This is a genomic window from Mesorhizobium sp. BR1-1-16, assembly GCF_020165495.1.
Taxonomy (GTDB): Bacteria; Pseudomonadota; Alphaproteobacteria; order Rhizobiales; family Kaistiaceae; genus Kaistia.
Window position 1 is genome coordinate 227,709 of record NZ_JAIUIE010000001.1, and the last position, 26,004, is coordinate 253,712.

At 65.3% G+C, this 26,004-nt stretch carries 22 protein-coding genes and 2 tRNA genes; 14 read left to right on the forward strand and 10 right to left on the reverse strand.

Annotated elements, in window-relative coordinates; all coding sequences use genetic code 11:
* The first annotated feature begins 207 nt into the window (after positions 1-207).
* Genes LB518_RS01145 through LB518_RS01175 form a run of 7 tightly spaced genes read left to right on the forward strand, consistent with a single transcriptional unit; the run spans position 208 to position 7,579 of the window.
* Positions 208-1,557, forward strand: coding sequence for a V-type ATP synthase subunit B (locus tag LB518_RS01145; protein ID WP_224572094.1), 1,350 nt, complete (start codon positions 208-210; stop codon positions 1,555-1,557).
* Between the two features lie 2 nt (positions 1,558-1,559).
* Entirely contained in the window at positions 1,560-2,177 is a 618-nt protein-coding gene (locus LB518_RS01150; protein ID WP_224572095.1) for a V-type ATP synthase subunit D, read from the forward strand.
* A complete protein-coding gene (locus tag LB518_RS01155; protein ID WP_224572097.1) occupies positions 2,174-3,967 on the forward strand; it encodes a V-type ATP synthase subunit I in 1,794 nt (597 codons plus the stop codon). The genes LB518_RS01150 and LB518_RS01155 overlap by 4 nt, the downstream gene beginning before the upstream one ends.
* The gene (locus LB518_RS01160) at positions 3,964-4,410 is read left to right on the forward strand and encodes an ATP synthase subunit C (RefSeq protein ID WP_224572098.1); all 447 of its coding nucleotides are present in this window, start codon (positions 3,964-3,966) and stop codon (positions 4,408-4,410) included. The genes LB518_RS01155 and LB518_RS01160 overlap by 4 nt, the downstream gene beginning before the upstream one ends.
* 9 nt (positions 4,411-4,419) lie before the next feature.
* Positions 4,420-5,112, forward strand: a complete 693-nt coding sequence (locus LB518_RS01165; RefSeq protein ID WP_224572100.1) for a V-type ATP synthase subunit E family protein — start codon at positions 4,420-4,422, stop codon at positions 5,110-5,112.
* Positions 5,109-5,789 (forward strand): DUF2764 family protein, encoded by a 681-nt coding sequence (locus LB518_RS01170; RefSeq protein ID WP_224572102.1) that lies wholly within the window; start codon positions 5,109-5,111, stop codon positions 5,787-5,789. Before LB518_RS01165 ends, LB518_RS01170 begins: the two co-directional genes overlap by 4 nt.
* On the forward strand, positions 5,786-7,579 hold the full coding sequence (locus LB518_RS01175) for a V-type ATP synthase subunit A (protein WP_224572103.1): 1,794 nt from the start codon (positions 5,786-5,788) through the stop codon (positions 7,577-7,579). Before LB518_RS01170 ends, LB518_RS01175 begins: the two co-directional genes overlap by 4 nt.
* Before the next feature lie 26 nt (positions 7,580-7,605).
* On the opposite strand, the gene LB518_RS01180 is transcribed toward LB518_RS01175, so the two are convergent.
* The 3 genes from LB518_RS01180 to LB518_RS01190 all read right to left on the reverse strand — a co-directional run bounded on the left by LB518_RS01180 (position 7,606) and on the right by LB518_RS01190 (position 11,209).
* Positions 7,606-8,601 carry an ABC transporter permease gene (locus LB518_RS01180; RefSeq protein ID WP_224572105.1) on the reverse strand — a complete coding sequence of 332 codons (996 nt, stop codon included), beginning with the start codon at positions 8,599-8,601 and terminating at the stop codon, positions 7,606-7,608.
* A gap of 31 nt (positions 8,602-8,632) precedes the next feature.
* Positions 8,633-10,171, reverse strand: a complete 1,539-nt coding sequence (locus tag LB518_RS01185) for a sugar ABC transporter ATP-binding protein (RefSeq protein WP_224572107.1) — start codon at positions 10,169-10,171, stop codon at positions 8,633-8,635.
* A 114-nt stretch (positions 10,172-10,285) separates the two neighbouring features.
* Positions 10,286-11,209 carry a sugar-binding protein gene (locus LB518_RS01190; protein WP_502845781.1) on the reverse strand — a complete coding sequence of 308 codons (924 nt, stop codon included), beginning with the start codon at positions 11,207-11,209 and terminating at the stop codon, positions 10,286-10,288.
* 488 nt (positions 11,210-11,697) lie between these two features.
* On the opposite strand from LB518_RS01190, the gene ggt reads away from it, so the two are divergent.
* The gene (gene ggt / locus LB518_RS01195; protein WP_224572111.1) at positions 11,698-13,449 is read left to right on the forward strand and encodes a gamma-glutamyltransferase; all 1,752 of its coding nucleotides are present in this window, start codon (positions 11,698-11,700) and stop codon (positions 13,447-13,449) included.
* Positions 13,450-13,872: 423 nt separating this feature from the next.
* Here ggt and LB518_RS01200 read toward each other — a convergent pair whose 3' ends face one another.
* The 7 genes from LB518_RS01200 to LB518_RS01230 form a co-directional block, all read right to left on the reverse strand.
* Positions 13,873-14,679 (reverse strand): DUF1684 domain-containing protein, encoded by an 807-nt coding sequence (locus LB518_RS01200; protein ID WP_224572113.1) that lies wholly within the window; start codon positions 14,677-14,679, stop codon positions 13,873-13,875.
* The gene (locus LB518_RS01205) at positions 14,676-15,449 is read right to left on the reverse strand and encodes an ABC transporter ATP-binding protein (protein WP_224572115.1); all 774 of its coding nucleotides are present in this window, start codon (positions 15,447-15,449) and stop codon (positions 14,676-14,678) included. Before LB518_RS01205 ends, LB518_RS01200 begins: the two co-directional genes overlap by 4 nt.
* Entirely contained in the window at positions 15,446-16,249 is an 804-nt protein-coding gene (locus tag LB518_RS01210) for an ATP-binding cassette domain-containing protein (RefSeq protein ID WP_224572116.1), read from the reverse strand. Before LB518_RS01210 ends, LB518_RS01205 begins: the two co-directional genes overlap by 4 nt.
* Positions 16,246-17,091 (reverse strand): ABC transporter permease, encoded by an 846-nt coding sequence (locus tag LB518_RS01215; RefSeq protein WP_224572118.1) that lies wholly within the window; start codon positions 17,089-17,091, stop codon positions 16,246-16,248. The genes LB518_RS01210 and LB518_RS01215 overlap by 4 nt, the downstream gene beginning before the upstream one ends.
* On the reverse strand, positions 17,088-18,047 hold the full coding sequence (locus tag LB518_RS01220) for an ABC transporter permease (protein WP_224572120.1): 960 nt from the start codon (positions 18,045-18,047) through the stop codon (positions 17,088-17,090). Before LB518_RS01220 ends, LB518_RS01215 begins: the two co-directional genes overlap by 4 nt.
* Positions 18,048-18,165: 118 nt before the next feature.
* A complete protein-coding gene (locus tag LB518_RS01225; RefSeq protein WP_224574245.1) occupies positions 18,166-19,617 on the reverse strand; it encodes an ABC transporter substrate-binding protein in 1,452 nt (483 codons plus the stop codon).
* Between the two features lie 358 nt (positions 19,618-19,975).
* Positions 19,976-20,050: transfer RNA gene (locus LB518_RS01230), tRNA-Gln, on the reverse strand.
* A gap of 262 nt (positions 20,051-20,312) precedes the next feature.
* On the opposite strand from LB518_RS01230, the gene LB518_RS01235 reads away from it, so the two are divergent.
* From LB518_RS01235 to eno, 6 genes are all read left to right on the forward strand, one after another.
* Positions 20,313-20,525 carry a DUF4287 domain-containing protein gene (locus tag LB518_RS01235; RefSeq protein ID WP_224572122.1) on the forward strand — a complete coding sequence of 71 codons (213 nt, stop codon included), beginning with the start codon at positions 20,313-20,315 and terminating at the stop codon, positions 20,523-20,525.
* Positions 20,526-20,774: 249 nt separating this feature from the next.
* Positions 20,775-20,851: transfer RNA gene (locus LB518_RS01240), tRNA-Pro, on the forward strand.
* Between the two features lie 323 nt (positions 20,852-21,174).
* Positions 21,175-22,608: a DUF3300 domain-containing protein gene (locus tag LB518_RS24585; RefSeq protein WP_286198532.1), complete on the forward strand. Its 1,434-nt coding sequence runs from the start codon at positions 21,175-21,177 to the stop codon at positions 22,606-22,608.
* Positions 22,609-22,621: 13 nt separating this feature from the next.
* Positions 22,622-23,530 carry a DUF2950 family protein gene (locus LB518_RS01250; RefSeq protein ID WP_224572124.1) on the forward strand — a complete coding sequence of 303 codons (909 nt, stop codon included), beginning with the start codon at positions 22,622-22,624 and terminating at the stop codon, positions 23,528-23,530.
* A 152-nt stretch (positions 23,531-23,682) separates the two neighbouring features.
* Positions 23,683-24,696 carry a phosphotransferase family protein gene (locus LB518_RS01255; RefSeq protein WP_224572126.1) on the forward strand — a complete coding sequence of 338 codons (1,014 nt, stop codon included), beginning with the start codon at positions 23,683-23,685 and terminating at the stop codon, positions 24,694-24,696.
* Positions 24,689-26,002 (forward strand): phosphopyruvate hydratase, encoded by a 1,314-nt coding sequence (gene eno / locus LB518_RS01260; protein WP_224572128.1) that lies wholly within the window; start codon positions 24,689-24,691, stop codon positions 26,000-26,002. Before LB518_RS01255 ends, eno begins: the two co-directional genes overlap by 8 nt.
* Positions 26,003-26,004 lie beyond the last annotated feature (2 nt).

Consider the following 26,004-nt stretch of genomic DNA (forward strand, 5'->3'; position numbering starts at 1 on the left):
GGCCGTACATGCATGCATCGATTGCAGATGGCGTGTACATTCTTCCAATCCATGCAGAAAGCGCGCGCCAACTTGATGGAAGTTCAAGCACATTACAGTCAAATATGACACTAGAGGATAATTCGATTTGATCCACGTCAATGTCTTGTTGGCGGCATGAAGTATTAATGCGCTGCAGCAAGTGCGTTGCGGGAGGACGGTTCGGCGATGTCTTTGGTGCCGATCACCTATGACCGGGTTCTGTCCATCATCGGCGATGTCCTCAGGATCGCCCTGCCGCCAGGTACGGCCGAGGATCCGAACGGCCCCCGCTTCGGAGATCTCGCGCTTGTCGGCGACGCCGGCGAGCTGCCGCGCCTTGCTCAGGTTGTGAAGCTTGCCGAAGGCGAGGCCTCGCTGCAGATCTTCCCTGGCTCACGCGGGCTCTCGACCCGCAGCCGGACCCGCTTCCTCGGCCATCCGCCCGAGGTTGCCTTCTCGCCGAACATCTTCGGCCGCGTCTTCGATGGTGCCGGCCGCGTGTCCGATGGCGGGCCGGCGCTCGACGACGAGCCGGTGGTCGAAATCGCCGGCCCCTCCGCCAATCCGGCGCGCCGGGCGCTCGCCTCACGCATGATCCGCACCGACGTTCCGATGATCGACGTGTTCAACTGCCTCGTCGAAAGCCAGAAGATCCCGATCTTCTCCACATCCGGGGAGCCGCATGACACGCTGCTCGCCCGCATCGGCATCCAGGCCGATGCCGATGTCGTCGTCTTCGGCGGCCTGGGCCTCGGATTCGACGAGTTCTGGCGTTTTCGCACGGCCTTCGAGGATGCTGGCGTGTTCGGCCGCACGGTGATGTTCGTCAACCAGGCTTCCGATCCGGTGCTGGAACGATTGCTGGTCCCGGACATGGCGCTCGCCGTGGCCGAGAAGTTCGCCAGCGAGCAGAAGAAGCGCGTGCTGGTACTTTTGACCGACATGACTGCCTTCGCCGACGCGCTGAAGGAAGTCGGTATCGCACTCGACCGGGTTCCCTCGAACCGCGGCTATCTCGGCGACCTCTACTCACAACTGGCCCGCCGCTACGAAAAGGCGGCCGTGTTCCCCGGCGGCGGGTCGGTCACGATCCTCTCCGTCACCAGCATGCCGGGCGGCGACGTCACGCATCCTGTGCCCGATAACACCGGCTACATCACAGAAGGGCAGTTCTATCTGCGTGGCGGCCGGATCGATCCGTTCGGCTCGCTGTCGCGGCTTAAGCAACACGTCATCGGCAAAGAGACGCGCGAGGACCATAGCGCGGTCATGAACACGATGATCCGGCTCTATTCGGGCGCGCGGGATGCCCAGCGCAAGCAGGCGATGGCGTTCGCGATGTCCGATCTTGATAACAGGCTGCTGAAATTCGGCGCCCTGTTCGAGGCGCGCTTCATGGATCTGGCGGTGTCGATACCGCTCGACGCGGCGCTCGATCTTGGCTGGGCGACCATGGCGGAATGTTTTTCGCCCGAGGAACTGCTGGTTCGCCAGAACCTGCTCGACAAATACTATCCCGCCCGGAAGGCGGCCTGATCATGGCCCGCATCCCGCTCAGCAAATCGCAGTTGCGCAAGGAGAAGGAAAATCTCGTCTCCTTCCGCCGTTATCTGCCGGCGTTGGACTTGAAGCGCCAGCAATTGATGGGCGAGCGGGTGCGTGCCGAACGTGGCATCGGCGAAGCCGAGCGCAAGGCCGCGGCGGCCGCGAGCGAAGCCGGCGCGGCATTGCCGATGCTGGCCGACGAGCGCATCGACGTGGCCGGACTGGTCACGATCAGGCAGGTTCGGCTTGGCACGCAGAATGTCGCCGGCGTCAAGCTGCCCGTGGTCGAGGCCATCGAAGTCGAGCGGGCGCCCTACGGCCGCATGGTGCGGCCGCATTGGGTCGATGCCCTGGTGCAGCATCTCGAAGCGGCCATCCGTTTGTCGGTTGAGGTCGAGGTGGCGCGCCAGCGTGTCGACGCGCTGCGCAAGGCGGTCGCGACAGTGACGCAGCGCGTCAACCTCTTCGACAAGGTGCTCATCCCCGAGACCGAACGAAACATCCGCCACATCCTCGTCTATCTCGGCGATGCCGAGCGCGCAGCCGTCGTCGGCGCCAAGATCGCCAAGCGCGCCCGCCAGGCACGCTCGGCGTCGGAGGCGCAGCCATGAGCATCGCACCGATGTGCCGCGTTACGATCTGTGGACCACTCGCCGAGAAGGAGCCGATCCTCGACGCCTTGCAGGGGCTTGGCGTCCTGCACGCGGTGCCGCTGAAGGCGCCCGATCCGCTGGCGCCGATCGATGCGGCCGGGCGACGCCGCGCCGAGATGGCCTTCCGCCATATCAGCGAGGCGCCGGAGCAGCTGCGGATCTATCGCAAGGGAACCGCCTTCGACGTCGACGCAGTGATCGCCGCAATCACGGCCAACCGGCTCAGACTGAAGCAGCTCTCCGATCGCCGGGACGCACTCGTGGCGCGCATTGAGGATGTTTCGGATTGGGGCGAGTTCCGCTTCCCCGAACCGGCGGCGCTTGGCGGTCAGCGGTTCTGGTTCTATTGCGTGCCTGTCAGGCAGAGAACGACGCTGGCTGCCCTGGTGCTTCCCTGGGCGATCGTCGGCCGCGCGCCAGACCGGCTGTTCGTCGTCGTGATCGCGCCCGACGAACCGCCTGTCGACTTGCTGCCGGTGCACCGCGTCCATATGGGCGCGAAGCCGCTGACCGAGCTTCGGGATGAACTCGACGCGGTGGAGATCGAGATCGAGCGGTCGGGCGCCGAGCGGGGCGAACTGACACGCTGGCGGCTGCTCCTGGCGCAGGACCTCGCCGCTGCCGAGGACAGGGACGCCCGCAACGCGCTCGCCGCCGAGACGCTCGACCGCGAGGCGCTGTTCGCCATCGCCGGTTGGGCACCGGAGGCGAGCCGTCCCCAGATCGAGCGCTTCGCCGGTGGGAGCCGCGCCGCGGTCGTCTTCGACGCGCCCGGCGAGGATGACCGGCCGCCGACCCTGCTGCAAACCGCAGATCCGCGCTTCGGCGCCGGCAGCGACTTGACCAATTTCTACACGACGCCTTCCTATCGCAGCTGGGACCCGAGTTTCATCGTTCTCGTCTCCTTCGCGATCTTCTTCGCGATGATCATGGCCGATGCCGGCTATGCGCTCGTCATAGGCCTCATCACCGCGTTCTACTGGAAGCGTATGGGCGCGACCGCGAGCGGGCGCAGGTTCCGCATCATGCTGGCGATGATCACGGTCGCATGCCTCGTCTATGGCGTGATGGCAGGGTCCTATTTCGGCGTCGCGCCACGCAAGGGCAGCTTCCTTGCCGCCATGGCGCCGATCGACATCACGTCGTTCGACGCGATGATGAAGCTGTCGGTGCTCATCGGCGCTGTTCATGTCGGCATCGCGCTCGCCATGGCCACATGGCGGAAGCGGTCCTCGCTCGCCGCGCTCAGTTCCGGCGGCTGGATCGTCGTGATCGCCGGCGGCCTTGCGATGTGGCTCGGCGAAGGGGCTCTCAAGGGCGCGGGGCCTCTTCTCCTCGTCGCGGGGTTTGGCGCGGTCTTCGTCGGCGGTGCCGCCGGTCGCAAGGTGACCGGGCCGAAGGACTGGCTGCTCAAGGCGGTCGATGGGCTGATGGGGCTTACGTCAGTCACCAAGCTCTTCGGCGACATTCTCTCCTATCTGCGGCTGTTCGCGCTCGGCCTTGCCAGCGCCTCGCTCGCCACGACCTTCAACACGATGGCGACAGGGGTCGATCTCGCGCGACCCGGCCTTGGACTGCTGCTGTCGATCCTGATCCTCGCCTTCGGCCACGCCATCAACTTCGTCATCGGCATCATGGGCGGCGTCGTGCACGGCCTGCGGCTCAACTACATCGAATTCTTCGGATGGGGCCTTCCTGACGAAGGCTACCCGTTCAGCGCATTCGCCAAGAAGGAGATCCGCGAATGAACGAGCTCATGGTCATTCTCGGATGGCTCGGCGTGTTTTCGCCCGTCGGTCTCGGGGCGATTGGCAGCGCCATCGGCGTTGCTGTCGCGGGTCAGGCGGCGATCGGTGCGATGCTGGAGACCGACAGCGGCTATGGCCGGTTCGTCGGTGTCGCCGCCATCCCGTCATCGACCGTCATCTACGGCATCGTGGTGATGTTCGCGCTGCAGCGGACGATCACGCCGGAGAACGGCGCTGGCCTTTTCGCGATCGGCATCCTGACCGGCCTCGCGCTGGCCTATGTCGCCGTCTGGCAGGGCAAGGCCTGCGCCAGCGCCATTTCGGCGTCGAAGTCCAAGCCGGAGATCTTCGGCCTGGCGCTTGCGCCGGCCGCCATCGTCGAGGGCTTCGCGGTGTTCACCTTCGTCTTCGCCCTCGTCCTCGCCGGCAACATCAAGGGATAGGAGGCCGGCATGGCAACGCAGCCCAGCAGCATGCCCGCCTCGGCCGGCGTCGAAGCCCTGATCGCGCGACTTCGCGACGAGGGCGTCGCCGCCGGACGGAGCGAGGCTGACAGGATCATCGATGCCGCGAAGGACAAGGCGCGCGCGATTGTGGCGAAGGCCGAAGCGGAGGCCGAGGCATTGACGAAGCAGGCGCGAAGCGAAGCCGAGAGCTATCGCCGCGCCGCCGAAGACGCGCTGAAGTCGGCTGCCCGCGACGCGGTGCTGCAGCTCAAGGAGCGGCTCGTGCGCCGCTTTGCCGATGAGATCGCGGGAGCGGTCTCCAAGGCCATGGTCGACGAAACGCTGCTGCAAAAGTTGATCGTCGCGCTGGTCGGCCGGGCGCGCGACGATGCGCAGATCGATCGATCCGGGGACGTAGAGATCGTGCTGCCGCGCGAGGCGATCGCGATCGATTCGCTGCGCCGCCGCCCCGAATCCGTCGACAAGGATCCGCTAACCGCCTTCGTGGCCGCGCGAACCGGCGACATGCTGCGCGAAGGCATCCGCTTCAGCCGCGCCGACGACACGGAAGGCGGCATCCGCATCGTGATGCATGACAGCGGAATCTCGGTCGACCTGACCGATCGTGCCGTGGCCGGTGCGCTTCTCGTTCATCTCCAGCCGCGCTTCCGCGCGCTGCTCGAGGGCGTCGTCTCATGAGTGGGCCGGAACGCTATGTGATGCTGATGGCGAGCCTCCCGGCCATCCGCTTCCTCGCCGACAAGGCGCTGCCGATAAACCAGGCGCGCCTCGGTGAGCGGCTGAAGCTGCTCGAGCCCGAGGATCGCGACGAACTGCTCGGCATCGCCTCGATCATTTCGTGGAACCGGATCGATGTCGGCGATGATGACGCGGCCTATCTCGTCCGTGCCGAGCGCATCATCGCCGGCATCCGCAGCGCGGCGCTGCGCGACGGCGTGCAGGAGCGTCTCGAGATCCGCACGGTCATCGCCGCGCTCCGGCGCCGTGCCGCGGGGGAAGATGTTCCGGCGTCGAATTCCGCCTTCGGCCTCGGCCGGCATGTCGAGACGATCCGCCGAAACTGGGCGCTGCCGGATTTCGGCCTCGCCCGCTTCTATCCATGGCTGGCCGCCGCGAAGGAGAAGCTCGACCAGGGCGATGCTTCCGGGTTGGAGCGGCTGATCCTCGACGTCACCTGGAATGCCGCCGCCCGTCGAGAATTCGGCCACGAATTCGATCTCGAGGCCGTGGCCTTCTACCTGATGCGCTGGCAGCTCGCGGACCGATGGGCCCGTTACGACGCCGACGCCGCGGCGCTGCGCTTCAAGGCGTTGCTCGATGCAGCCCTGTCAGACCGGCACGAGGTGAATGCATGACCGAGATCGCAACCGCGCGCATCACCGCAGTGCAGGAAGACATTGTCCGCCTGCGGCTGGACAACGCCTCGACGGGCCGGCTTGTCAAGAACGAGGTGGTCTATATCCGCCCGGCACGCGCGCCCGATGAGCGGCTGAAGGCCGAGGTGCTGCGCGTCGATGGCGACAGCGCCGATGCGCAGGTTTTTGAGAGCACCGGCGGCGTCGGGCTCGGCGACATGGTCGAGCAGGAGGGGCGGCTTCTCTCGGTGAAGCTCGGCCCTGGTCTGCTCGGCAAGGTCTATGACGGGTTGCAGAATCCACTTGAGGCACTCGCGGCCGGCCACGGACAGTTCCTGCCGCGCGGCGTCGCGGCGCCAGCGCTAGACCAGGCTGTGAAATGGTCGTTCTCCGCCGTGCGCCGGAGCGGCGACAGCGTCAGGGGCGGCGAGGTGATCGGCATGGTTCCGGAAGGGCCGATCCAACATAAGATCATGGCGCCCTTCGATCTCAGCGAGCCGCATGAGATTAGCTGGATCCGCGATGGCTCGGTGACGATCGAGGAGCCGGTCGCACGCCTCAAAGGTCCTTCCGGCATCGAGCGCGAGATCACGCTGGCGCAGGACTGGCCGGTGCGCGAGCCGCTGCCGCGTCGGCTGATCGCCAGCGGCGTGGCAGCGCGGCTTTATCCCGACGCGCCGATGATCACCACGCAGCGCATCGTCGATGTGTTCTTCCCGATCGTTCAGGGCGGCGCCGCCTGCATTCCCGGCCCGTTCGGAGCCGGCAAGACCGTGCTGCTGAACCTCATCGCGCGTCACAGCGACGTCGACGTCGTCATCCTCGTCGCCTGCGGCGAGCGCGCCGGCGAAGTGGTCGAGACGATCACCGAGTTTCCCCAATTGAAGGACCCGCGCACGGGTGGTTCGCTGATGGACCGCACGGTCATCATCTGTAATACCTCCTCGATGCCGGTCGCCTCGCGCGAGGCCTCGATCTATACCGGGATCACCATCGGTGAATATTACCGCCAGATGGGCCTCAGGGCGCTGGTCATCGCGGATTCCACCTCGCGCTGGGCGCAGGCGATGCGCGAGACCTCCGGCCGTCTCGAGGAAATTCCGGGCGAGGAGGCCTTTCCCGCCTATCTCGACAGCGCCATCAAGGGTGTCTACGAGCGCGCCGGCGTGATGCGTACCGCCGATGGCTCGGTCGGCGCGTTGACGATCATCGGTTCGGTGTCGCCCGCCGGCGGTAATTTCGAGGAACCGGTGACGCAATCGACACTCGCAGCCGTCAAGTGCTTCCTGGGGCTCTCCTACGACCGTGCATACAAGCGGTTCTATCCGGCCATCGATCCGCTGATCTCCTGGTCGCGCTATCGCCAGCAGCTTGCCGCCTGGTCGGCGAAAACGCTCGGCGATGATTGGGCGGGCAAGGTCGAGGCCATGATGGCGCTGCTCGTCCGCGGCGACGAGGTAGCGCGCATGGAGCAGGTGACCGGCGAGGAGGGGATCAGCCTCGAGGATTTCGTCGCCTCCGAGGCGGCGCGTTTCCTCGACATGGTGTTCCTGCAGCAGGACGCCTATGACGCGATCGATTCCTCCTCGTCGATCGAACGCCAGCGCGAGCTGTTCGGTCGCGTGCACCGGATCTGCGCCCGCGACCGATCCTTCGCTGACAAGGACGCGGCGCGACAGCATTTCACCAAGCTGACGGGGCTGTTCAAGAACTTCAACTACGCCGCCCTCGGCTCGCCGGAAGCAGAGCGGTTGCTCAAGGAGATCGATGCGCTCGACGCGACAACGTGAAACGTCGATCGCCGGGGATTCGCCGCCTATTCCCCGGCGGCCGTAGGCAGCGCCGCCACCTGCTTGCGGTCGTTCGTCCGCCTCGCCCGGAAGCGCACCAGCTGCTGGTCGGCAATCACGCCGATCAGAATGACCGTGCCCATCACGGCGAAGTTGAGCGAACTTGGAATGCCGAGCAGATTGACGAGGTTCTGCAGTTCCTGCAGCAGCACGACGCCGAGCAGCGCGCCGATGATCGAGCCTTCGCCGCCGCGGAGTGAAAAGCCGCCGAGCACCGCCGCGGCGATGGCGTAGAGCTCATAGAAATTGCCGTGGGCGGACGGGGCGATGGACCTTGTGTACATCGCGAAATAGACCGCCGACACCACTGTCAGCACCTGGCAGATGACATAGGCGGCGATGATGACGACGCTGGTCCGGATACCGGAATAACGCGCCGCCTCCTCGTTCTTGCCGACCGCGTAGAGATGCCGGCCGAAGATCGACCGGTGCAGCACCACCCACATGATCACCGCGATGATGAGCAAGGCAATGAAGGAGTTGGGCACGCCGAAGCTGCGGCCGGCCGTGATGAATTCGAGCTCCGGGAATTTCTGGCCGAAGCCGAAGCCGGCGGTCGAATCCTTGGTGTAGAAGCGCGCGAGGCCGCGATAGATCAGAAGGCCGCATAGTGTCACGACGAAGGGCTGCAAGCGGAGCTTGGTGATCAGCAGCCCGTGCACGAGGCCGATCACGACGCCCATGACGAGGACGATGGCGAGGGCCAGCGGCCAGGGCACGTTCTGGTTGGCGACGAGATCGACGAACAGGACGCCGGTCAGGGCGATGACCGAGCCGACCGAGAGCTCGATGCCGCCGGTCATGATGACGAAGGCCTGGCCGAGCGCCGATATGCCGAACATGCCGACAAGGTTGGCGGTATTGGCGAGATTGATCGGCAGCAGGAAGCGCGGATTAATCGCGGCGACGACGGCGCCGACCACCAAGATCAGGATGAGAAGCCCCAGATCTTTCTTTGTCATTGTTGCGTTCGTCCCTGTATCGCTACCGGCCCTAGCCGATGGATCGTCCCACTGCCAGCAACAGGATGTTCTCCTGGCTGAAGTCTTTCTTGTCGAGCGTGCCGGAAATCAGGCCTTCATGCATGACGGCGATGCGATCGGACACGCCGATGACTTCCTCCATGTCGCTGGAGATCATCAGGACGGCCACGCCGTTGTCAGCGAGGCCCCGCATCAGCCGGTAGATCTCGGATTTGGCGCCGATGTCGATGCCCCGGGTCGGCTCGTCAAAAATCATGACTTTCGGGCTCATCGCCAGCCATTTGGCGAGCACGACCTTCTGCTGGTTGCCGCCCGACAGCGAGCCGGTCCGCGTCATCACGGACGGGGCGCGGATTCCCAGTCGCTGGCGCTCGCGCTCGGCCGTGGCGACCTCCTTGCGGCGGGAGACCAGCAGGCCGGTTGCATGCGTCCCGAGATCGGGCAGCGTTATGTTCTCGGCGATCGGCAGATCGAGCAGCACGCCGGCGGCCTTGCGGTCCTCGGGAACCAGGAATACGCCCCGCTTGATGGCTTCGGTTGCCGAAGGGATCCGCACGTCCGCGCCCTCCAGAGCGATCGAGCCGCCAAGCGGCGCATCGATGCCGAACAGCACCCGCGCCAGCTCCGTTCGACCAGCGCCTACGAGGCCGGCAAGGCCAAGGATCTCGCCGCTCCTCAGCGAGATATCGAGCTCGTGATGCGGATAGGCCTCCGTCCGGATGCCCTTGGCCGCCAGGACCACCGGCCCCACCTTCGCCTCATGCGTCCCGACCTGCGCCTTGAGATCGCGCCCGATCATCAGCTTCACCATCCGGTCATGCGTGATCTCGCCGCGATCGAGGTTTCCCGCGAGCACCCCATCGCGCAGGACGACGACCCGTTCCACGGCGCGCTCGATCTCGTGCAGCCGGTGGGAGATGAAGATGACGGCGATGCCCTCGCCGCGGAGCGCCTCGATGGTCTCGAGCAACCGCTCGGTCTCGGAGATCGGCAGGCTCGACGTCGGTTCGTCGAGGATGACCAGTCGCGCATCCATCGACAGCGCCTTGGCTATTTCAACCATCTGGCGCTGCGCCAGCGACAGGTCGGCAAGGGGGGTCGACGGTCCGAAGCCTGCACCGAGACGCCGCAGCAGCGGCGCCGCCATCGCATGCATGCGGTCGTTGTCGACGAGGGCGAGGAAGCCGCCCCGCCGCGGTTCGCGGCCGATGAAGATATTGGCGGCAACGTCGAGATTGTCGAACAGGTTGAGTTCCTGATGCACGAAGGCGATGCCCGCCTTCATGCTATCGGCGACGTTGAGCGAACTCCGCTCGACACCGTCGATTGTGATCATGCCGGCGTCGGGCGCCGCCACGCCACCGAGTATCTTCATCAATGTCGACTTGCCGGCGCCGTTTTCCCCCACGAGGCCGATCACCTCACCCGGGCTGACCGTCATCGAGAAGTCGGACAGCGCGACGACGCCCGGATAGGCCTTGCGGATTCCGGCGAGCGACAGGAAGGGCTGGCGCAAATCATGCGCGGCGGTAGCGGCGACACTGGTCATGGCGGCTCGAACCCGGGGGCAAATGGCGCCGGCCGCGAGCGATCGCAGCCGGACGCCAGGCTCAACGTCACATGATCCGGCCGCGGTCTAGTCCGCGACCGGTGTCTGGGGCGTCTAGTTGCCCTGCATGGCCTTCAGATTGGCCACATAGGCGTCGATATCGGCAGCGTGCAGGATCTGTCCGGGAACGATGATCACGCCGTCGGCCGGGATGCCCGACTTGTCGCCCTTGAGGTAGGCAGCCATCAGCTTGAAGCCCTGATAGGCCCACTGGAACGGCTGCTGCACCACGGTGCCGGCGACTGAGCCTTCCTTGACGCCACCGAGCGTGATCGGATCGTCGTCGAACGCGATGACGGTGATCTTGCCGAGCTTGTCGGCATTGGTGAGCGCCTGGTAGATCGCGGGCGTGCTGTAGGAGTAGAAGCCGACCATGCAGGTGATGTCGGGATTGGCGACGAGGACGTCCTCGACGTTCTTCTTGGCGACCGTCTGGTCACCGCCGTCCGAGCGGGTGTCGACGAGGGTGATCTTCGTGCCCTTCACGCCCTCGTTGAAGCCCTGCGCGCGCTCCTTGTAGTTCGCCGCGTCGAGATGGCCGACGAAGCCCATGCACTTGCCGCCATCGGGCATCGCCGCCTTGGCGATCTCACCGGCCTGCTGGCCGAGCGAGACGTTGGACGAGCCGATATAGGCGATGCGCTTGCTCTGCGGCGCGTCGGAATCCGTGGTGAACAGCGCGGTCTGGCCGGCAATCTTGTTCAGATTGTCGGTCGCATTCGGATCGATGGCCGAGACCATGATCGCACTCACGCCGGCCGTGACGAGGTCATCCATGATCTGGTTCTGGATGGCAACGGTCGACTGGTCCGGATACTTGAAGACGAGATCATAGTCGGGCAACTCGCCCTGGGCCTTCTTCATGCCGGCCTCGGCGGCCTTCCAGAAGTCGGCAGCGATATTGACGACGAACGCCAGTTGCTTCTTGTCTTCCGCATGCGCGCCGGTGGCGAAACCGGCGAGCAGGACAGCACTCATCGCAAGTGATGTAATACGCTTCATGAGCATCTCCTCCCAAAGATGTAGCTTTTGAATACGACGGAGCTTTTGGCATTCGTCGGACTTTTCCACGGGCGCAGGACGCCCTTGGAATTTTCCCGGCAGCGTGTCGCCGGCCGGTCTCTCCCGGCGCCCCGTGGAGCGCGCCGGATCAGGCTCCTCCTTCCCGATCCGATTTCAATAGTCGTATTAATAGCGCCGGCGCAGCCTGATCGTCAATGAGAGGGAAGCGACGGAAACGCATCGTCGAGGGAGTGCTTGTTCTTCTCGGAGGCCCCGTCCGTGATCATCGGATTGACGTCGAAGACAATGGCCGGCGTCAGACAAAGCCGTCCTTCATGTCGGCAGCGCCGCGGGCTCATAGGATGCCGGCAACTTGGCTTCCATGAAGACCGGGCATTGTTGTTCGCTCTCAGCCAATTCCATGTAGCATTGCCGGATCTGTTGTTGCGGTGAGGGTAATCGCGATGCTGCGGCTTTTGATCGTTCTGATCGGCATGGGCTTTCTGGCCAGCCCGGCGCCGGCGGCTTCGCCAGGGCCTGTCGAGGGGCAGCGCGGCATGGTGGTCAGTGACCAGGCGCTGGCGGCAGAGGTCGGCGCGGAAATCCTGCGCGCCGGAGGCAACGCGGTCGATGCTGCGGTTGCGGTCGGATATGCGCAGGCCGTCGTCAATCCATGCTGCGGCAATCTTGGCGGCGGCGGCTTCATGACGCTTCACCTTGCGGATGGACGCGCCGCTTTCATCGATTTTCGGGAGGCTGCCCCGAAGGCCGCAGGCCCGAATGTCTTCCTGGACGGGGAGGGCAAGATCATCCCGCGCGCCAGCCTCGACGGCTGGCGGGCCGCTGGCGTGCCGGGCTCGGTTGCCGGGCTCGACAGCGCACTCGCGCAGTTCGGCACGATGAAGCGCGCCGACGTCATGGCTCCGGCCATCCGATTTGCGCGCGACGGATTCGTGCTCACGCGTCCCGATGCAGACATCATCGCGGCAGGATTGGCGGCCTTCAAAGCGGATCCGACGCTTGCGCAGGACTGGTTGCACAATGGCGAAGCGCTGAAGGCCGGCGATCGGCTCGTTCAGCCGCAGCTGGCGACGACGCTGCAGGGGATCGCCGATCTGGGTCCGGACTACTTTTACAAGGGACCGATAGCGGCGGCGATCGTGGCAGCCAGCGAGAAAAACGGGGGACTGTTCAGCCTTGAGGACTTCGCCGACTACAAGGCACGGACAGGCAGGCCGGTCGAATGCTCCTATCGGGGATATGACATCCTGACGGCAGCGCCGCCAAGCGCTGGCGGGCTCGCCGTTTGCGAGATCCTCAACATTCTCGAATTCTATCCCATCGGCTATCTCGGCTTTGGTTCGGCCGATACGGTCCATCTGATGACGGAAGCCATGCGGCATGCTTTCGTCGACCGCAACTCAGCGATCGGCGATCCGGCATTCGTCGCAAATCCCGTCGAGAAGCTGGTCTCCAAGGACTATGCGGCGGCACTCCGCCTGACCATCGATCCGCATAGGGCGACGCCTTCCGAGGCGTTGTCGGGCACGACGCCGCCTCATGAGGGCACGGAGACGACGCATTTTTCCGTCGTCGACAGAGCGGGCAATGCGGTTGCCGTCACCTATTCGCTCAACGCGTATTTCGGCGCCCGCGTCATGGCGCCGGGGACAGGCTTTTTCCTGAACGATACGATGGACGACTTCACCATCAAGGTCGGTGCCGCCAATATGTTTGGCCTGGTGCAGGGCGCGGCCAATGCCATCGCGCCCGGCAAGAGGCCGGTGAGCTCGATGGCGCCGACCATCGTGCTCAAGGACGGCAAGCCGTTCATGGTGCTCGGAAGTCCCGGCGGATCACGCATCATCACGGCCGTGGTCGAGACGATCCTCAATGTCGTCGATTTCGGCATGACCATCCAGGAGGCGGTCAATGCGCCGAGGGTGCATGCGCAATGGCTGCCGGATATTCTCTTTGCGGAGCCCTATGCCCTGTCGCCAGACACCAGCCGTGCGCTTGCGGAACGAGGCCATACGGTTCGCGTGCAAAAGCCCTGGGGCGCGGTCGAGGCCATCCTGCTTGGCGACGGCGCGGCCCAGAAGGGGGAACTGCCGTCGTTTGGCGATGATTCCGTACGGGGAGAGGTGCCGCGCGCGGGATATGTCTATGGCGGCAGCGACGCTCGACGTCCGGCTGGAGCTGCGAGCGCAGAATGAGGGCCAACGGGATCTGTTCATCTGAGGCCAGACGACAGCCGTGTAGACCTCGCCTTGTAGTCAAATTGCGAGGATTACGCCGCGGCCGGTGATCCATCCTCCGCGTCATCGACGATCGTCGGCGCCGGTCAGTTGATCAGCAGGACCAGAACACGCGCAATAGTCGCCCCATCCAGTGTCACCTCGGGTGGCCAGGACCCTTTGGACGGCAGACCGTTGGTGGCGATGGGCTGAACGCGTCGACGGAATCGAGTCCGCCTGGCGCCGTACGAGCAAAGGCGGAAAGAAGCCGTCATCGGATTTGGCGAGTTGTGGACAAATCAACGGGTTGCGCGGGGACGGGCAACGGCTCATCGCCGCGCCCATTCGCGAGACGCGCCAACAATGAGGTCGTTGACGACGAGCCCCGTCGCCAAACGCCGATCAGTGCCCCCAGCCTTCGGGCAGCCGCTTTTCGCCGGCCTCGATGCGGATCGGCAGCACGTTTTCGGGCGGCGGCAGCGGGCAGACCGCGAAATCGGTGAACGCGCAGGGCGGATTGATCGCCTTGTTGAAGTCGATGACGATCGACGTCGCCGTGACGTTCTCCCCATAGACGAAGCGCCCGGCGGGATAGGTCGCATCGCTTGCCGTCCGATCGCGGAAGACGAATTGCGGCGCCTCTGGCGTCCCATGCGTCGCGGTCAGCGAAAAGCGCTGACCCGCGAGCGTGAACACCGCCTGATGCGTCGCCTCGACATCCGTTGCAATCTGCTTGCTCGTGTCGACTGTCAGGCCGCGCGGGGCATCGAAGGCGACCCAGTCGGCGACGATCCGGAGATCTGGCTCGACCGGAAAAGATTCGATGCCCGGAAAGGCAGCCGGCGCAGCCGACCGTGTATCGCGGACGCGAAGCGCGTTCTCCCCGTTGATCGTCGTCAGTTCAAGCAACAGACCATCGACGAGCACTTTCGGGGGCAGCTTCTTGCTCGGCGAAAGATGCGCAGGCGGCGTTCCGTCCGCCGGCACGAAGTCGACCTCGCCATTGGCATGCTGCGTCAGGACGCCGAGGCGCGCGGGTCCGACCGGCAGCACGATATCGTTCGCGCCGTCGCTCCCGACGCTGAAGACGCCCGACGAGAGCCAGTCGCGCGAGATGAGATTCAGCCAGCCATCCGGCGCCTTCAGCGCGGCGAGGCGCTTCGCCCTCCAGCTTTCGAGATCGGCGAGATAGTCGCTGTCATTGGTCATGGGGAGGGTGCTCCGGAAACGAAGTCGGGAAGGCGCGGCACGCTGGCGAGCAGCTGCTGCGTATAGGCATGGGCGGGCGCTGCCAGAATGGCGCGAGTCGGACCGGCCTCGACGATCCGCCCACCGTCGAGGATCACGATCTCGTCGCAGAGCGAGGCCACGACGCCAAGATCATGCGAGACGAAAAGCAGCGTCGTCTCACGCGCGAGATCGCGGAAGAGATCCACCACCCGGACCTTGGTCGTGAGATCGAGCGCGCTCACCGCCTCGTCGGCGAGGACGACGCGTGGTCCGGCAACAATGGCCCGGGCAATGGCGATCCGTTGCCGCTGGCCACCGGAAAATGCCGCAGGGAAGCGATCGAGGATATCGGCATCGAGGCCGACCGATCGGAGAGCGGCGACGACCATGAACCGGCGATCGCCACCGACGCCGAGCGCCCTGAGTGGCTCCGAGACGATGGCCTGCACCTTTTGGCGCGGATCGAGCGAGGCGTAGGGGTCCTGGAAAACGGCCTGGACGCTCCTTCGATAGGTCCGCATCATCTGCTGGTCGGAAAGATCGAGCCGAGCACCGTCAAACAGCACGTTGCCGGTTTGCGGTCGCATCAGGCCGAGCAGCAGCTTCAAAATGGTGCTCTTGCCCGATCCCGACTGTCCGACAAGACCGATCGAGCGCCCGGCCGCGACAGAGAGCGAGACGTCGCGAAGCACCGGCCGTCCGCCTGGATAGGAATAGCTGACGCGATCGAGGCTCAGGATGTCGCTCATGCCGCCCCCAGCGCGCGATCGAAGCGCTCGGCGGCGGCAAGAAGCTCGCGCGTATAGGGATGGACCGGCGTCGCGAAAACCCGTCGCACCGGACCTTCCTCAACCACGGCGCCGGCCCGCATGACCACGACCCGCTCGACGATGCCGGCGACGACGGGCAGGTCGTGGCTGATGAAGAGGAGCGTCATGCCGCGTTCGGCGACGAGCCGCGCCAGCAGCGCGAGCATCTCTTTCTGTGTGGTGACGTCGAGCGCGGTCGTCGGCTCGTCAGCGATCAGCAGCTTGGGGCGGCAGGCCAGCGCCATGGCGATGGCAACGCGCTGGCGCTGCCCGCCGGAAAGCTCGTGTGGAAAAGCGCCTGCGATCCGCTCAGGCTCAGGCAGGCTTACTTCGTCCATCAGGCCCGACACGGCCTGGCGGATATCGCTCTTCCCATGGGGACGTCCTGCTCGACGCTCTGTTCGCTCCACGACTTCGCCAATCTGGCGGCCAACCCGCATCAACGGGTCCAGCGCTGTCAGCGGCTCCTGGAATACGGTCGCCGCAACGGCGCCCCGGAGCGCGGTCAGTTCGCGCTCAGTCGCGCCGATGATTTCGTGGCCATCAAGCCGCACCGATCCGGTTGCGCCGAGGCCAGCCGGGAGCAGGCCGATGATCGCAGAGGCCGTCAGTGACTTCCCCGAACCGGACTCGCCGATGATCCCCAGCCTCTCGCCGGCATCAAGTTTGAACGAGACGGAGTCGACGAGGCGTCGCCCGCGCGCGACGATGGAAAGATTGTGGACTGTGAGCAGGCTCATGCGCGCGCCCTCCTGAGTGGATCGGCAAGATCGCGCAGGCCGTCGGCAAAAAGATTGACGCCGATCGTCAACGAGACGAGGGCAAGGCCGGGCGCGATGGCGCCGAATGGCGCGCTATAGACAGTGCCCTGCGCCTCCTGCAGCAGCCGGCCCCAGGATGCGTTCGGCGGCGGCGCGCCGAGGCCGAGATAGGACAGCGACGCCTCTGCGATCACGGCAAGCCCGAATTGCAGCGCGAGATTGACCGAGAGCGTCGGCCAGATATTGGGCAGCACGTGCTCGCGCACGATCGCGAGCCAGGACGAGCCGGAGACGCGGGCGGCGGTGACATAGTCCGTCAGAATGACCCGCTTGGCGAGGATGCGCGTCAGCCGGGCGACCACCGCCGAAAGCGCGATGCCGAGCGCCAGGATGGCGGTGCCGAGCGAGGCCTGCTCGCTGGCGGCGACCACCAGCATCGCGATGAGCAGTGTCGGGAAGGCGATCAATATGTCGAGCGTCGCCGCGAGCGCGTCGTCGCGCCATCTGGTGGCGAAGGCAGCGATGATCCCGATCGTGACCCCGATCGCGGCTCCGATTGCAACAGCGCCAATCCCGACTTGAAGCGCGATGCGCGATCCGATCATGACCTGTGTCAGCACATCCCGTCCGAGGCGATCGGTGCCGGCCCAGTGGGCGAGCGAGGGCGGGCTGAGCCGGCCGCCGGTCATGGCGCCCGGATCATAGGGCGTCCAGACGAGTGTCAGCAGGCCAACAATGACATGGAGGCCGACCAGAGCGAGGCCGATCCGCCATGTCCAGGAGGCGGTGCGCCGGGGGGCTGAGGCAGCGACGGCCGTCATCGGCCGGTCCCCGTTGTGCGGAGCCGCGGATCGATGAATCGTTGCAGGATATCCGCCGCAAATCCGATCAGCAGCACGATCAGCGTCGAGACAAAAAGGACACCCTGGACGTTTGGATAGTCGCGCTGCTGGATGGCCAGCAGAAGCATCAAGCCGAGGCCGGGCAGCGCGAACACCTTCTCCACGACGACGGCGCCGAGCAGGGTGGTCGCCAGTTCGATGCCGAGGATCGAGACGACCGGGACCGCGCCATTGCGGATGCCGTGACGCACCAGCGCTTCCGGAAAGCGGGCGCCAAGCGCACGGGCAGTGCGCAGATAATCGGATGTGAGGACGTCGAGCGTCGACGCCCTGACATAGCGGATGAGCGATGCCGCGATGACCAGCGCGACGGTCAATACCGGCAGGGCGAGTGCGACCGCCGCTTCCCCCGGCCGCTCCCAGCCCTTCAGTGGGAAGCCGCCCGAAGGAAAGATCCGCCAGCGGATGGCGAAAAGCGCGACGAGCAGGATCCCGAGCCAGAACACGGGGATCGCGATTCCGAACTGGCTGAAGATCGAGATCGCCGCGCCATACCAGCGGTTGGCCCGCGCTGCCGCGACAATGCCGAGCGGCACGGCGATGACGACAGCGACCAGGAAGCCGCCGAGGGTCAGTGGCGCGGTCACGCTCATGCGGTTGGCGATCTCGCCGAGAACGGGGGCTTTGCTGACGAAGGATGTGCCGAAATCGAAGCGGGCAAGGCTGGTGATGAAACGCAGGAACTGCACCATTAGCGGCTGGTCGGAACCGATCTGTGCGCGGGCCGCGGCAATCTGTTCAGAGGTTGCGCCGACGCCGAGCAGCGCATTGGCTGGATCGCCCGGCAAGAGGCGCAGGAGGGCGAACAGCACGATGGCCGCGACGAACAGCGACAGGATGAGGATCACAGATCGCCGCGCGATGTAACCGGCCACGTTCAATCCTCTCGCCGCTTTGCCCGCACCCGAGCTATCACCAGTCAGGCCGGATGCGAAGCCTCGCGCCACCACGATCACCCTGCGAAAGGCGTCGTGGCGGCGTCAGGAGCGGACGTCAGGGCGTCTTCTTGATGTCGTAGGCGTAAAACTGGGAATTCAGACCGTTGACCGGATAGCCCGACACATTCGCCGCTGAAACGACGATCTGCGGATAGAGGTAGAGCCAGTTGCTCGCCGCATCCTCGGCGATCAGACGATTGGCTTGCTTGAGCTTCGCCGTCTGCTCATCGGCCGAGGTGGCCGTCTCGGACTCGGCGATCAGCTTGACGACTTCGGGGTTGTTGTAGCCCCAATAGAAATCCGGATTGCCATAGAAGACGATGTCGCGGTGGTTGACGTGCTCCTGCAGCGTCGCCTGGAAATCATGGCTCTTGTAGATCTTCGTATACCACTCGTTGGGCGTGATGATGTTGATGTTCATCTTGACGCCGATCTTGGCGAATTCAGCCTGCAGGAACTGCGCGACGATCGGATGGGGGTCGTAATCGGGCGTATCGAGCGTGAAGCTGAAGCCGTCCTTGAATCCGGCCTCGGCCAGCAGCGCCTTCGCACTCTCGACGTCGTACGGATCGACCTTGGTCAAGTCCTCATACCAGGGGTCGGTCGGCGGCACGAAAGAGCCGATGAGCGTGCCGTAGTCGCCCCAGATGGAATTGAGTAGCTTGGCCTTGTCGACAGCGCGGGCCAGCGCCTTGCGCACCTTCACATTGTCGAACGGCGCGACGCGATCGTTATAAGCGAGGATCTCCTTCGTCGTCGAAACGCCGTCAGTCACCTTGAACGCCGGATTGTCCTTGAACTGCGCCAGCGAGTCCGGGCTCTGCACCGAGGTGATCACGTCGACGGCGTTGGTCAGGAGCGCATTGTTGAGCGCGGTCGCGTCGGTGAAATAATTGAACACGACCTCGTCGTTTGTAGGCGCCGTGCCCCAGTAGCCGTCGAACTTGTCGAGCGCCAGCGCCGATCCGCGCCGCCATTCCGAAAGCTTGTAGGGGCCCGTGCCGTCTTCCTTGCCCGTGATGTCGCCCGCGGCGTCGTTGACGATCCAGACATAGGAGAGATTGTAGGGCAGCGAGATCGACCGGCTGGAGAGCGTGATCACCACGGTCTGGTCGTCAGGTGTCTCGATCTTGGCGATCGAGGAGAGGCTCTTCTTGCGGGAGCTCTTCGAGGCCTCGGCCGTCACCCGTTCGATCGACGCCTTGACGTCGGCCGACGTCAGCGGATCGCCGGAATGGAATTTGACGCCGCCCTTCAGCTTAAAGGTATAGGTCAGCCCGTCGTCACTTGTGGTGAAGCTTTCGACCAGCCGCGGTTCGACCGTTCCGGCATCTGTCAGCTGGAACAGCGCCTCATACACATTGCCGTTGAAGGCCTCGTTTATGCCCTGGCCGGCGCCCGCAGTGTTGTCGAGGTTCTGCGGCTCGTAGAGCGATCCGATGCGGATCGTCGCCGTGGGGTCGAAATCGGCGGCTGCCGCCACAAAGCCGGAGGCCGAGAGCAGCATGGCCGAAGCGAGAAGCCCCTTGCGTAGGAAAGCCTTTGTCGTCCGCATCATGACTCCTGTGGTCGCGAAACTGCACCGTGCCGACAAAATTATACCAAATGACGCGGCATCGCAGCGCCCGGACGCGCAATCGACGGCTGATATTTGGCTTCGGTGTAAAACAAAATACCAGGGGCGAGAGCTGTGAATGGCATCGGCGTAAATCGTCCCTTCCGGGAGCACAACGGTGCAAGAACGACCGTGGCGCCGGTGTCGAGGGGGCTGCCGTCGTGGTCTGCCGGTCAATACACTGCACGGCCGCTATTCGCGTTCGATGAGCGACATCCAAGAAACAGCCGACTTCCGCGTCTTCGGGAAGTGGCTGGGGCGGGAGGATTCGAACCTCCGAATGGCGGTACCAAAAACCGCTGCCTTACCGCTTGGCGACGCCCCATCGTGTCGAGCGGCCTGGCGCCGCAACGCTGGTGCTATAGCCGGAAGGCGAACGGGCTGCAACGGCGGCGACGGTGCGAACGCTCCGCATACCGGATGGTCCGTGATACGCAGTCGTTGCCCGTATCATGCCCCACTCGGACGGACAGGCGCCGCCGCTGCGACGATACTAGCCAGACGGCACGAGGCGTTGGCGAAGGCTTGCGCCTTGCCGGCCTTCTGATGAAACTGGCGTCAGCGCGTGATCCGGAGGAATGACCGCCATGACTGACCAGCCAATCAAAGGACCGGCTTCTTACTTTCCCTCCATCGAAAAGAAGTACGGGAAACCCATCGCCCATTGGCAAGAACTGGTGCGCAGCCACCTTCCAGCAAAGCACATGGACCTGGTAGCGATGCTGAAGAATGACCATGGCATGGGCCACGGCCACGCCAATGCGGTGGTGGCATACACGCTGGCGGCAGGGAGCGGCTGAAGACGCCGCATCTCGCTGCCGCAGACCTTGCCGCCTTTGGTTTCGTTCCATCCACGCGTCACTGCACCCGGCACCGCAGCGGCGTCCCCGACGATCCGCCGCGCGCACAGCCTTCGTCCCGCCATTCGGGCGTCCCGCTGCCCATCCGCTTCACCGTGACATCGAACGCCGCTTCCTATTCATCCACAGGGGCATTTCGGCGCTTGCGGCGCATCGAGGGCGTCGCTATAACCCCGCTCGCGATGGTCACGGAGTGTAGCGCAGCCTGGTAGCGCACGTCGTTCGGGACGACGGGGTCGCAGGTTCAAATCCTGCCACTCCGACCATCGCCAAATCCCCATCATCAATGTCTGATGCCGCGTGTTCCCGTGGGCGAGCGTCATGCCGTCCATGCGATCGCGTGCGCCCGCCGCCGCAGATTGCCGAGGCGTGCGCAATTGATCTGGCGCAATGCGGTTGTGTCGTGACCGTCTTCCATTGATGGCAGCGCACGTTTCTGTCGGTGTCCCTTCCAGGGGCAAATGTCTTTTTCGCCGGCTCCGTGCTAGAATAAAGTAAAAGCGTGGCCGGGGAGGGCGACATGACAGTTGGGAACAGGCTGGACGGCCGGAAGAAGCTTGGCTTCTTGTTAATGGCGACTGTCGCTTGCTTGACGTTCGCGGTCCCGATTCATGCGGCCGAGACGTCTGGGGAAGCGGCCACTCCCGCCGCCGGCCAGACGAGCGATGCGCCCGTGCCGGCCGATGCGGTGTTCACGACGGAAGAGTTGCGCACGCTGCTGGCGCCGATCGCGCTCTATCCCGATGCGTTGCTCGCGCAATTGCTTCCCGCGACGGCTTATCCGGTCGATATCGTGATGGCGGCGCGCTGGCTGGACAAGAACGCGGCGGCCGTCGGGAAGGGCGATTTCTCGGGTGCCGATGCGCAGGGTTGGGATCCTTCGGTGAAGGCGCTGGTACGCTTCCCCGACATCATCGAGCGGCTCAACACCGATCTCGATGCGACGAGCGATCTCGGCGATGCCTTCGTCAACCAGCCCGACGACGTTGCGGCGGTGATCCAGGACCTTCGCCGTGAGGCGCAAAAGGCCGGGTCGCTGAAATCGACGCCGCAGCAGACCGTGACGGTGCAGCAGCAGACCGGCAGCAATAATGCGACGACCGACTATGTCGTGATCGAGCCGGCCGAGCCCGGCGTCATCTATGTGCCGAGCTATGATCCGGCGACGGTCTATTACGAGGACAACAGCAATGTGGCGGCCGGCGTGATTGGCTTCGGCGTCGGCGTGGCGGTCGGTGTCGCGATCGACAATGCCTGGGACTGGGGCCGCGGCTGGGTCTATCCGCCACGCTGGCCCGGCTATCCCGGTTATCGTCCCGGCTATGGCGGCGGCATTAACAACGGCAACATCAATATCGGCAACGACGTCAATATCGGTGCCGGCAACATGCGCCCCTGGCGGCCCGATGCCGGGAAATATCATCCAGGCCAGGGCTCGAAGCCGGGCCTCGCCAATCGCCCGGGTTCGGGCGGCGCCAATCGCGTGAGCGGCGCCGGTCCCGGCACACGGCCGGGCGCTGGCAATCGGCCGGATGGCATCGCCAACGCACGGCCGGGCGGCGGCGAGCGCGGCGCCGCCATGTCGTCCGCCGGCGACAAGCTGTCAGCAGCCAAAGCAAGCGGCGCGGGTGCGGACAGGCTCAAGAATTCGGGTGCTGCCAAGAATGCTGGCGCCAAAATGTCTGGTGCCAAAAGCGCGGCTGTCGGCAAGGGCGGTGGCTCGAGGCAGGCGGCCGCTGCCAGGGCTGACAACAAGCCGTCAGCCAAGGCAGCCAGCAGGGCAGCCAGCAAGCCAGCGATGGCAAAGGCGCGTCCCGCTCCGAATCGGCCTTCAAACACCGCGTTCAGCGGAGCAAGCCTCGGTGGCGGCGCGTCCGGCGCGATGGTCAATCGCGGCGCGATCAGCCGCCAGTCGGTCGCGCGCCCGGGGGGCAGCCGGCCGCAGATGTCGCATGGCGGTGGCGGGCGCGGGGGACACGCCCCGATGCCGCGAGGCGGTGGTGGTCGTGGCGGCCGGCGCTAGGGGGAGAACGATCATGCGGATATTCGTCATCATCAGGGCGGCTCTTCTGCTCGGCATGGTCGCCGTCAGTCCCGCCGCATGGGCTCAGACCGTCTTCACCTCGCCTGCGGCGGCGGCGACGGCGCTCGTCGACGCCGCCAAGGCGCCCGGCAGCGGCAAGCTCGACGCCATCTTCGGTGGTGAAGCGACCGCCTTGCTGTCGTCGGGCGATGCCGAAGCCGATGCCCGCAATCTCGCGGATTTCGTCAGTCTCGCGGCACAAGGCCAGTCGGTCGTCGATGGCGACGATGGCCGGAAGGTCCTGGTTTTCGGTGAGGGCGGCTGGCGTTTCCCGGTCCCTCTCAAGGCGGACGGCGCTGGCTGGGCTTTCGATATTGCCGCCGGGCGCCAGCATGTCCGCGATATGACGATCGGCGAGAACGAACTCGTCGCGATCGGCGCCTGCGCGGACTTCGTCGCCGCGCAGAACGAGTATTTCCAGAGCTTGCACGACGACCAGCCGGTGCAGCAGTTCGCCCGAAAGCTCGTCAGTACGCCGGGCAGGCATGATGGTCTCTACTGGGAGCCGGCGAGCGCGAGCGATCGCAGCCCGCTCGGCGATCGCATCGTCGCGGCCGCCGTCGCGACCAGCGATGACCCGGCGGCGCCGCGTTCCTATCATGGCTATCGCTTCAAGATCTTGACGCGACAGGGAACGGCCGCGCCTGGCGGCGCGTATGACTATCTGGTCGGCGGACGGATGCTTGCCGGCTTCGCCATGCTGGCCTGGCCTGCGGCTTGGGGCGAGAGCGGCATCATGACCTTCCTCTGCGATCAGCGCGGCACGGTCTATGAGCGTAATCTCGGCTCGACAACCAGTGAGGTCGCGTCCGCGCTGCGGACCTTCAATCCGACCCCGGCCTGGCAGGAGGTCGCGCCTTAGCGGCGCGACTTCCAGTCTCGCCGCGGCGGATATGGTGCTTCACCTCCCGTGCGGCTAAAGGAGAGAGACCCAGCGCCTCGGGAGGAAATCGGGATGCGTCGCGGGATGAGCGCTGCCGGCCTTGAGCCGGCGGCAGGGCGGAGCGTCTCGCGATGACGGCCGCTGATTTCGAGACGCGGGTGCGGCGGCTCGTCGCCGATCTCGACCTTGCGCCGGCAGAGGCCGTGCGGAGCGCCGAACGACTCGCGGGCGGGGTTGCGTCGGATATCGGTGTCGTCGATCTCGGCGATCGCAAGATCTGTGTCAAATTCGCGCTCGAAAGGCTCAAGGTCGCGGCCGAATGGCATGCGCCGGTGCGTCGCAACCGGGCCGAATATGCCTGGCTCGCCTTCGCAGGCAGCGTCGTGCCGCGCTCCGTGCCGGCGCTCTTTGGCTGGTCGGCGGCTGAAAACGGCTTCGCGATGGAGTATCTCGACGGCTCCGACATCGTGCTCTGGAAAGCGGCACTGCTCGCGGCAACGACCCCAAAAGACGAGGCCGCCACGGTCGGCGATCTGATCGGGCGCATCCATGCGGCCTCGACGGCTGGAGATTTCGACGACGGGCCGTTCAAGAATGCCGAGGATTTCCGCGCGCTGCGGCTCGATCCCTATCTCCGCTTCACCGCCGGACGCCATCCGGCGCTGGCAGAACGTCTTGATGCGCTGTCCGATGGTCTCGATGTCGCACGGAGGGTATTGGTGCATGGCGATGTCAGCCCCAAGAACATCCTGCTGCGCGGCGGCACGCCGATCCTGCTCGATGCGGAATGCGCGACCATGGGCGATGCGGCGTTCGACGTGGCCTTCTGCCTCAATCATCTGGTCTTGAAGGCGGTGCATGTCCCGGCGATCCGTCCGGCCCTCATCGAAGGCATCCGCCGGTTCTGGATTGCCTATGCAGCCCATGTGACATTCGAGGATGCGGACGCGTTGGAAGTGCGTGTCGCGGCATTGTTGCCGGCGCTGATGCTCGCTCGCATCGACGGCAAGTCGCCGGTCGAATATCTCGGCGAAGCCGAGCGCGAGCGTGTCCGCCAGCTCGCGATCCCGCTTCTCGCATCACCGCCGTCGGGGCTGTCCGCTTTCCTCGATCGGCTTGTATGGGACGCCTCGATCCATGGCTGAGATTATCGCGATACGCGGCCGCCGCGTCTGGGATTCGCGCGGCAACCCCACTGTCGAGGCGGAAGTGGCGTTGGCGGGCGGTGTGCTCGGTCGCGCCATCGCGCCGTCAGGCGCATCGCGGGGCACGCGGGAGGCTCTGGAACTGCGCGATGGCGGCGACCGGTTGCGCGGCAAGGATGTTCAGGCCGCAGTTGCCCATGTCGGCGGGCCGATCGCGGCGGCGCTTCTCGGCTGGGAGGCAAGCGACCAGGCGGGGGTGGACGCGGCGTTGATTGCGCTCGATCCCTCGCCATTGAAGGCGACCATTGGCGGCAATGCGACCGTCGCCGTGTCTCTGGCGGTGCTGCATGCTGCTGCTGCCGCGGCCGGCAAGCCGCTCTGGCGCCATGTCGCGGATCACTACGGCCGCGTGCCGTCGCTGCCGCTGCCGGAAATCCAGATCTTCGGCGGCGGCGCCCATGCCGGCCGGCGCGTCGACATCCAGGACTTCATGGTGATGGTGCCCGGGGCCACGAGCTTCGACGAGGTTATGGAACTCACCAGCGGCGTCTACTTCGCCGCCGGCGAACTGATGGCCCGCAAGGGGCGCCTCGCCGGCGTCGCCGACGAGGGCGGATGGTGGCCGGAATTCTCCAGCAACGAGGAGGCGCTGGAGACACTGACCGAGGCGATCCATCGCTCCGGCGAGACGCCCGGCAAGCGCGTCGTGATTTCGCTCGATATCGCTGCATCGGAATTCGGCGATGGCGCAGCAGGCGGGCGCTATCGCCTCGCGCTGGACCAGACCGAGCGCGATACCGGCGGCATGATCGACATGCTCGGACGCTGGATTGATGCCTATCCGATCGTCTCGATCGAGGATCCACTGGCCGAGAACGATCCGGATGGCATGCGTGCCTTCACCGCCCGCTTCGGAGCGCGCCTGCAGATCATCGGCGATGATTATCTCGTCACCAATGCGCGCCTCGTCGAGGCCGCCGTCACGGATCAGGCCTGCAATGCGGTGCTGATCAAGGTCAATCAGGCTGGGACCGTCAGCGAGGCGGTCGAAACCTTCACCGTCGCCGAACAGGCGGGATGGAGTGCCGTCGTTTCCGCACGCTCGGGCGAGACCGAGGATGTCTCGATCAGCCATCTCGCCGTCGGCCTTGGCGCGGGACAACTGAAGGTCGGCTCGTTCACGCGCTCGGAGCGGATGGCGAAATGGAACGAGTGCCTTCGCATCGGCTCGGCCTTGCCGGCGGATGCCTTCGTCGGCGGCGGCCCGCTCGCCGCGACCTGGTGGGGCGCCGCCGCGCGTCGCTGAAC

Excerpts from the sequence above, each read along its gene's own strand:
- LB518_RS01165 (WP_224572100.1), top strand. The coding sequence starts at position 4,420 with ATGGCAACGCAGCCCAGCAGCATGCCCGCCTCGGCCGGCGTCGAAGCC.
- LB518_RS01155 (WP_224572097.1), top strand. The coding sequence starts at position 2,174 with ATGAGCATCGCACCGATGTGCCGCGTTACGATCTGTGGACCACTCGCC.
- eno (WP_224572128.1), top strand. The coding sequence starts at position 24,689 with ATGGCTGAGATTATCGCGATACGCGGCCGCCGCGTCTGGGATTCGCGC.
- LB518_RS01145 (WP_224572094.1), top strand. The coding sequence starts at position 208 with ATGTCTTTGGTGCCGATCACCTATGACCGGGTTCTGTCCATCATCGGC.
- LB518_RS01235 (WP_224572122.1), top strand. The coding sequence starts at position 20,313 with ATGACTGACCAGCCAATCAAAGGACCGGCTTCTTACTTTCCCTCCATC.
- LB518_RS01150 (WP_224572095.1), top strand. The coding sequence starts at position 1,560 with ATGGCCCGCATCCCGCTCAGCAAATCGCAGTTGCGCAAGGAGAAGGAA.
- LB518_RS01205 (WP_224572115.1), bottom strand. The coding sequence starts at position 15,449 with ATGAGCGACATCCTGAGCCTCGATCGCGTCAGCTATTCCTATCCAGGC.
- LB518_RS01225 (WP_224574245.1), bottom strand. The coding sequence starts at position 19,617 with ATGCTGCTCTCGGCCTCCGGCTTTGTGGCGGCAGCCGCCGATTTCGAC.
- LB518_RS01250 (WP_224572124.1), top strand. The coding sequence starts at position 22,622 with ATGCGGATATTCGTCATCATCAGGGCGGCTCTTCTGCTCGGCATGGTC.
- LB518_RS01175 (WP_224572103.1), top strand. The coding sequence starts at position 5,786 with ATGACCGAGATCGCAACCGCGCGCATCACCGCAGTGCAGGAAGACATT.
- LB518_RS01255 (WP_224572126.1), top strand. The coding sequence starts at position 23,683 with ATGACGGCCGCTGATTTCGAGACGCGGGTGCGGCGGCTCGTCGCCGAT.
- LB518_RS01210 (WP_224572116.1), bottom strand. The coding sequence starts at position 16,249 with ATGAGCCTGCTCACAGTCCACAATCTTTCCATCGTCGCGCGCGGGCGA.
- LB518_RS01170 (WP_224572102.1), top strand. The coding sequence starts at position 5,109 with ATGAGTGGGCCGGAACGCTATGTGATGCTGATGGCGAGCCTCCCGGCC.
- LB518_RS01185 (WP_224572107.1), bottom strand. The coding sequence starts at position 10,171 with ATGACCAGTGTCGCCGCTACCGCCGCGCATGATTTGCGCCAGCCCTTC.
- LB518_RS01200 (WP_224572113.1), bottom strand. The coding sequence starts at position 14,679 with ATGACCAATGACAGCGACTATCTCGCCGATCTCGAAAGCTGGAGGGCG.
- LB518_RS01190 (WP_502845781.1), bottom strand. The coding sequence starts at position 11,209 with ATGAGTGCTGTCCTGCTCGCCGGTTTCGCCACCGGCGCGCATGCGGAA.
- LB518_RS01160 (WP_224572098.1), top strand. The coding sequence starts at position 3,964 with ATGAACGAGCTCATGGTCATTCTCGGATGGCTCGGCGTGTTTTCGCCC.
- ggt (WP_224572111.1), top strand. The coding sequence starts at position 11,698 with ATGCTGCGGCTTTTGATCGTTCTGATCGGCATGGGCTTTCTGGCCAGC.
- LB518_RS01180 (WP_224572105.1), bottom strand. The coding sequence starts at position 8,601 with ATGACAAAGAAAGATCTGGGGCTTCTCATCCTGATCTTGGTGGTCGGC.
- LB518_RS01215 (WP_224572118.1), bottom strand. The coding sequence starts at position 17,091 with ATGACGGCCGTCGCTGCCTCAGCCCCCCGGCGCACCGCCTCCTGGACA.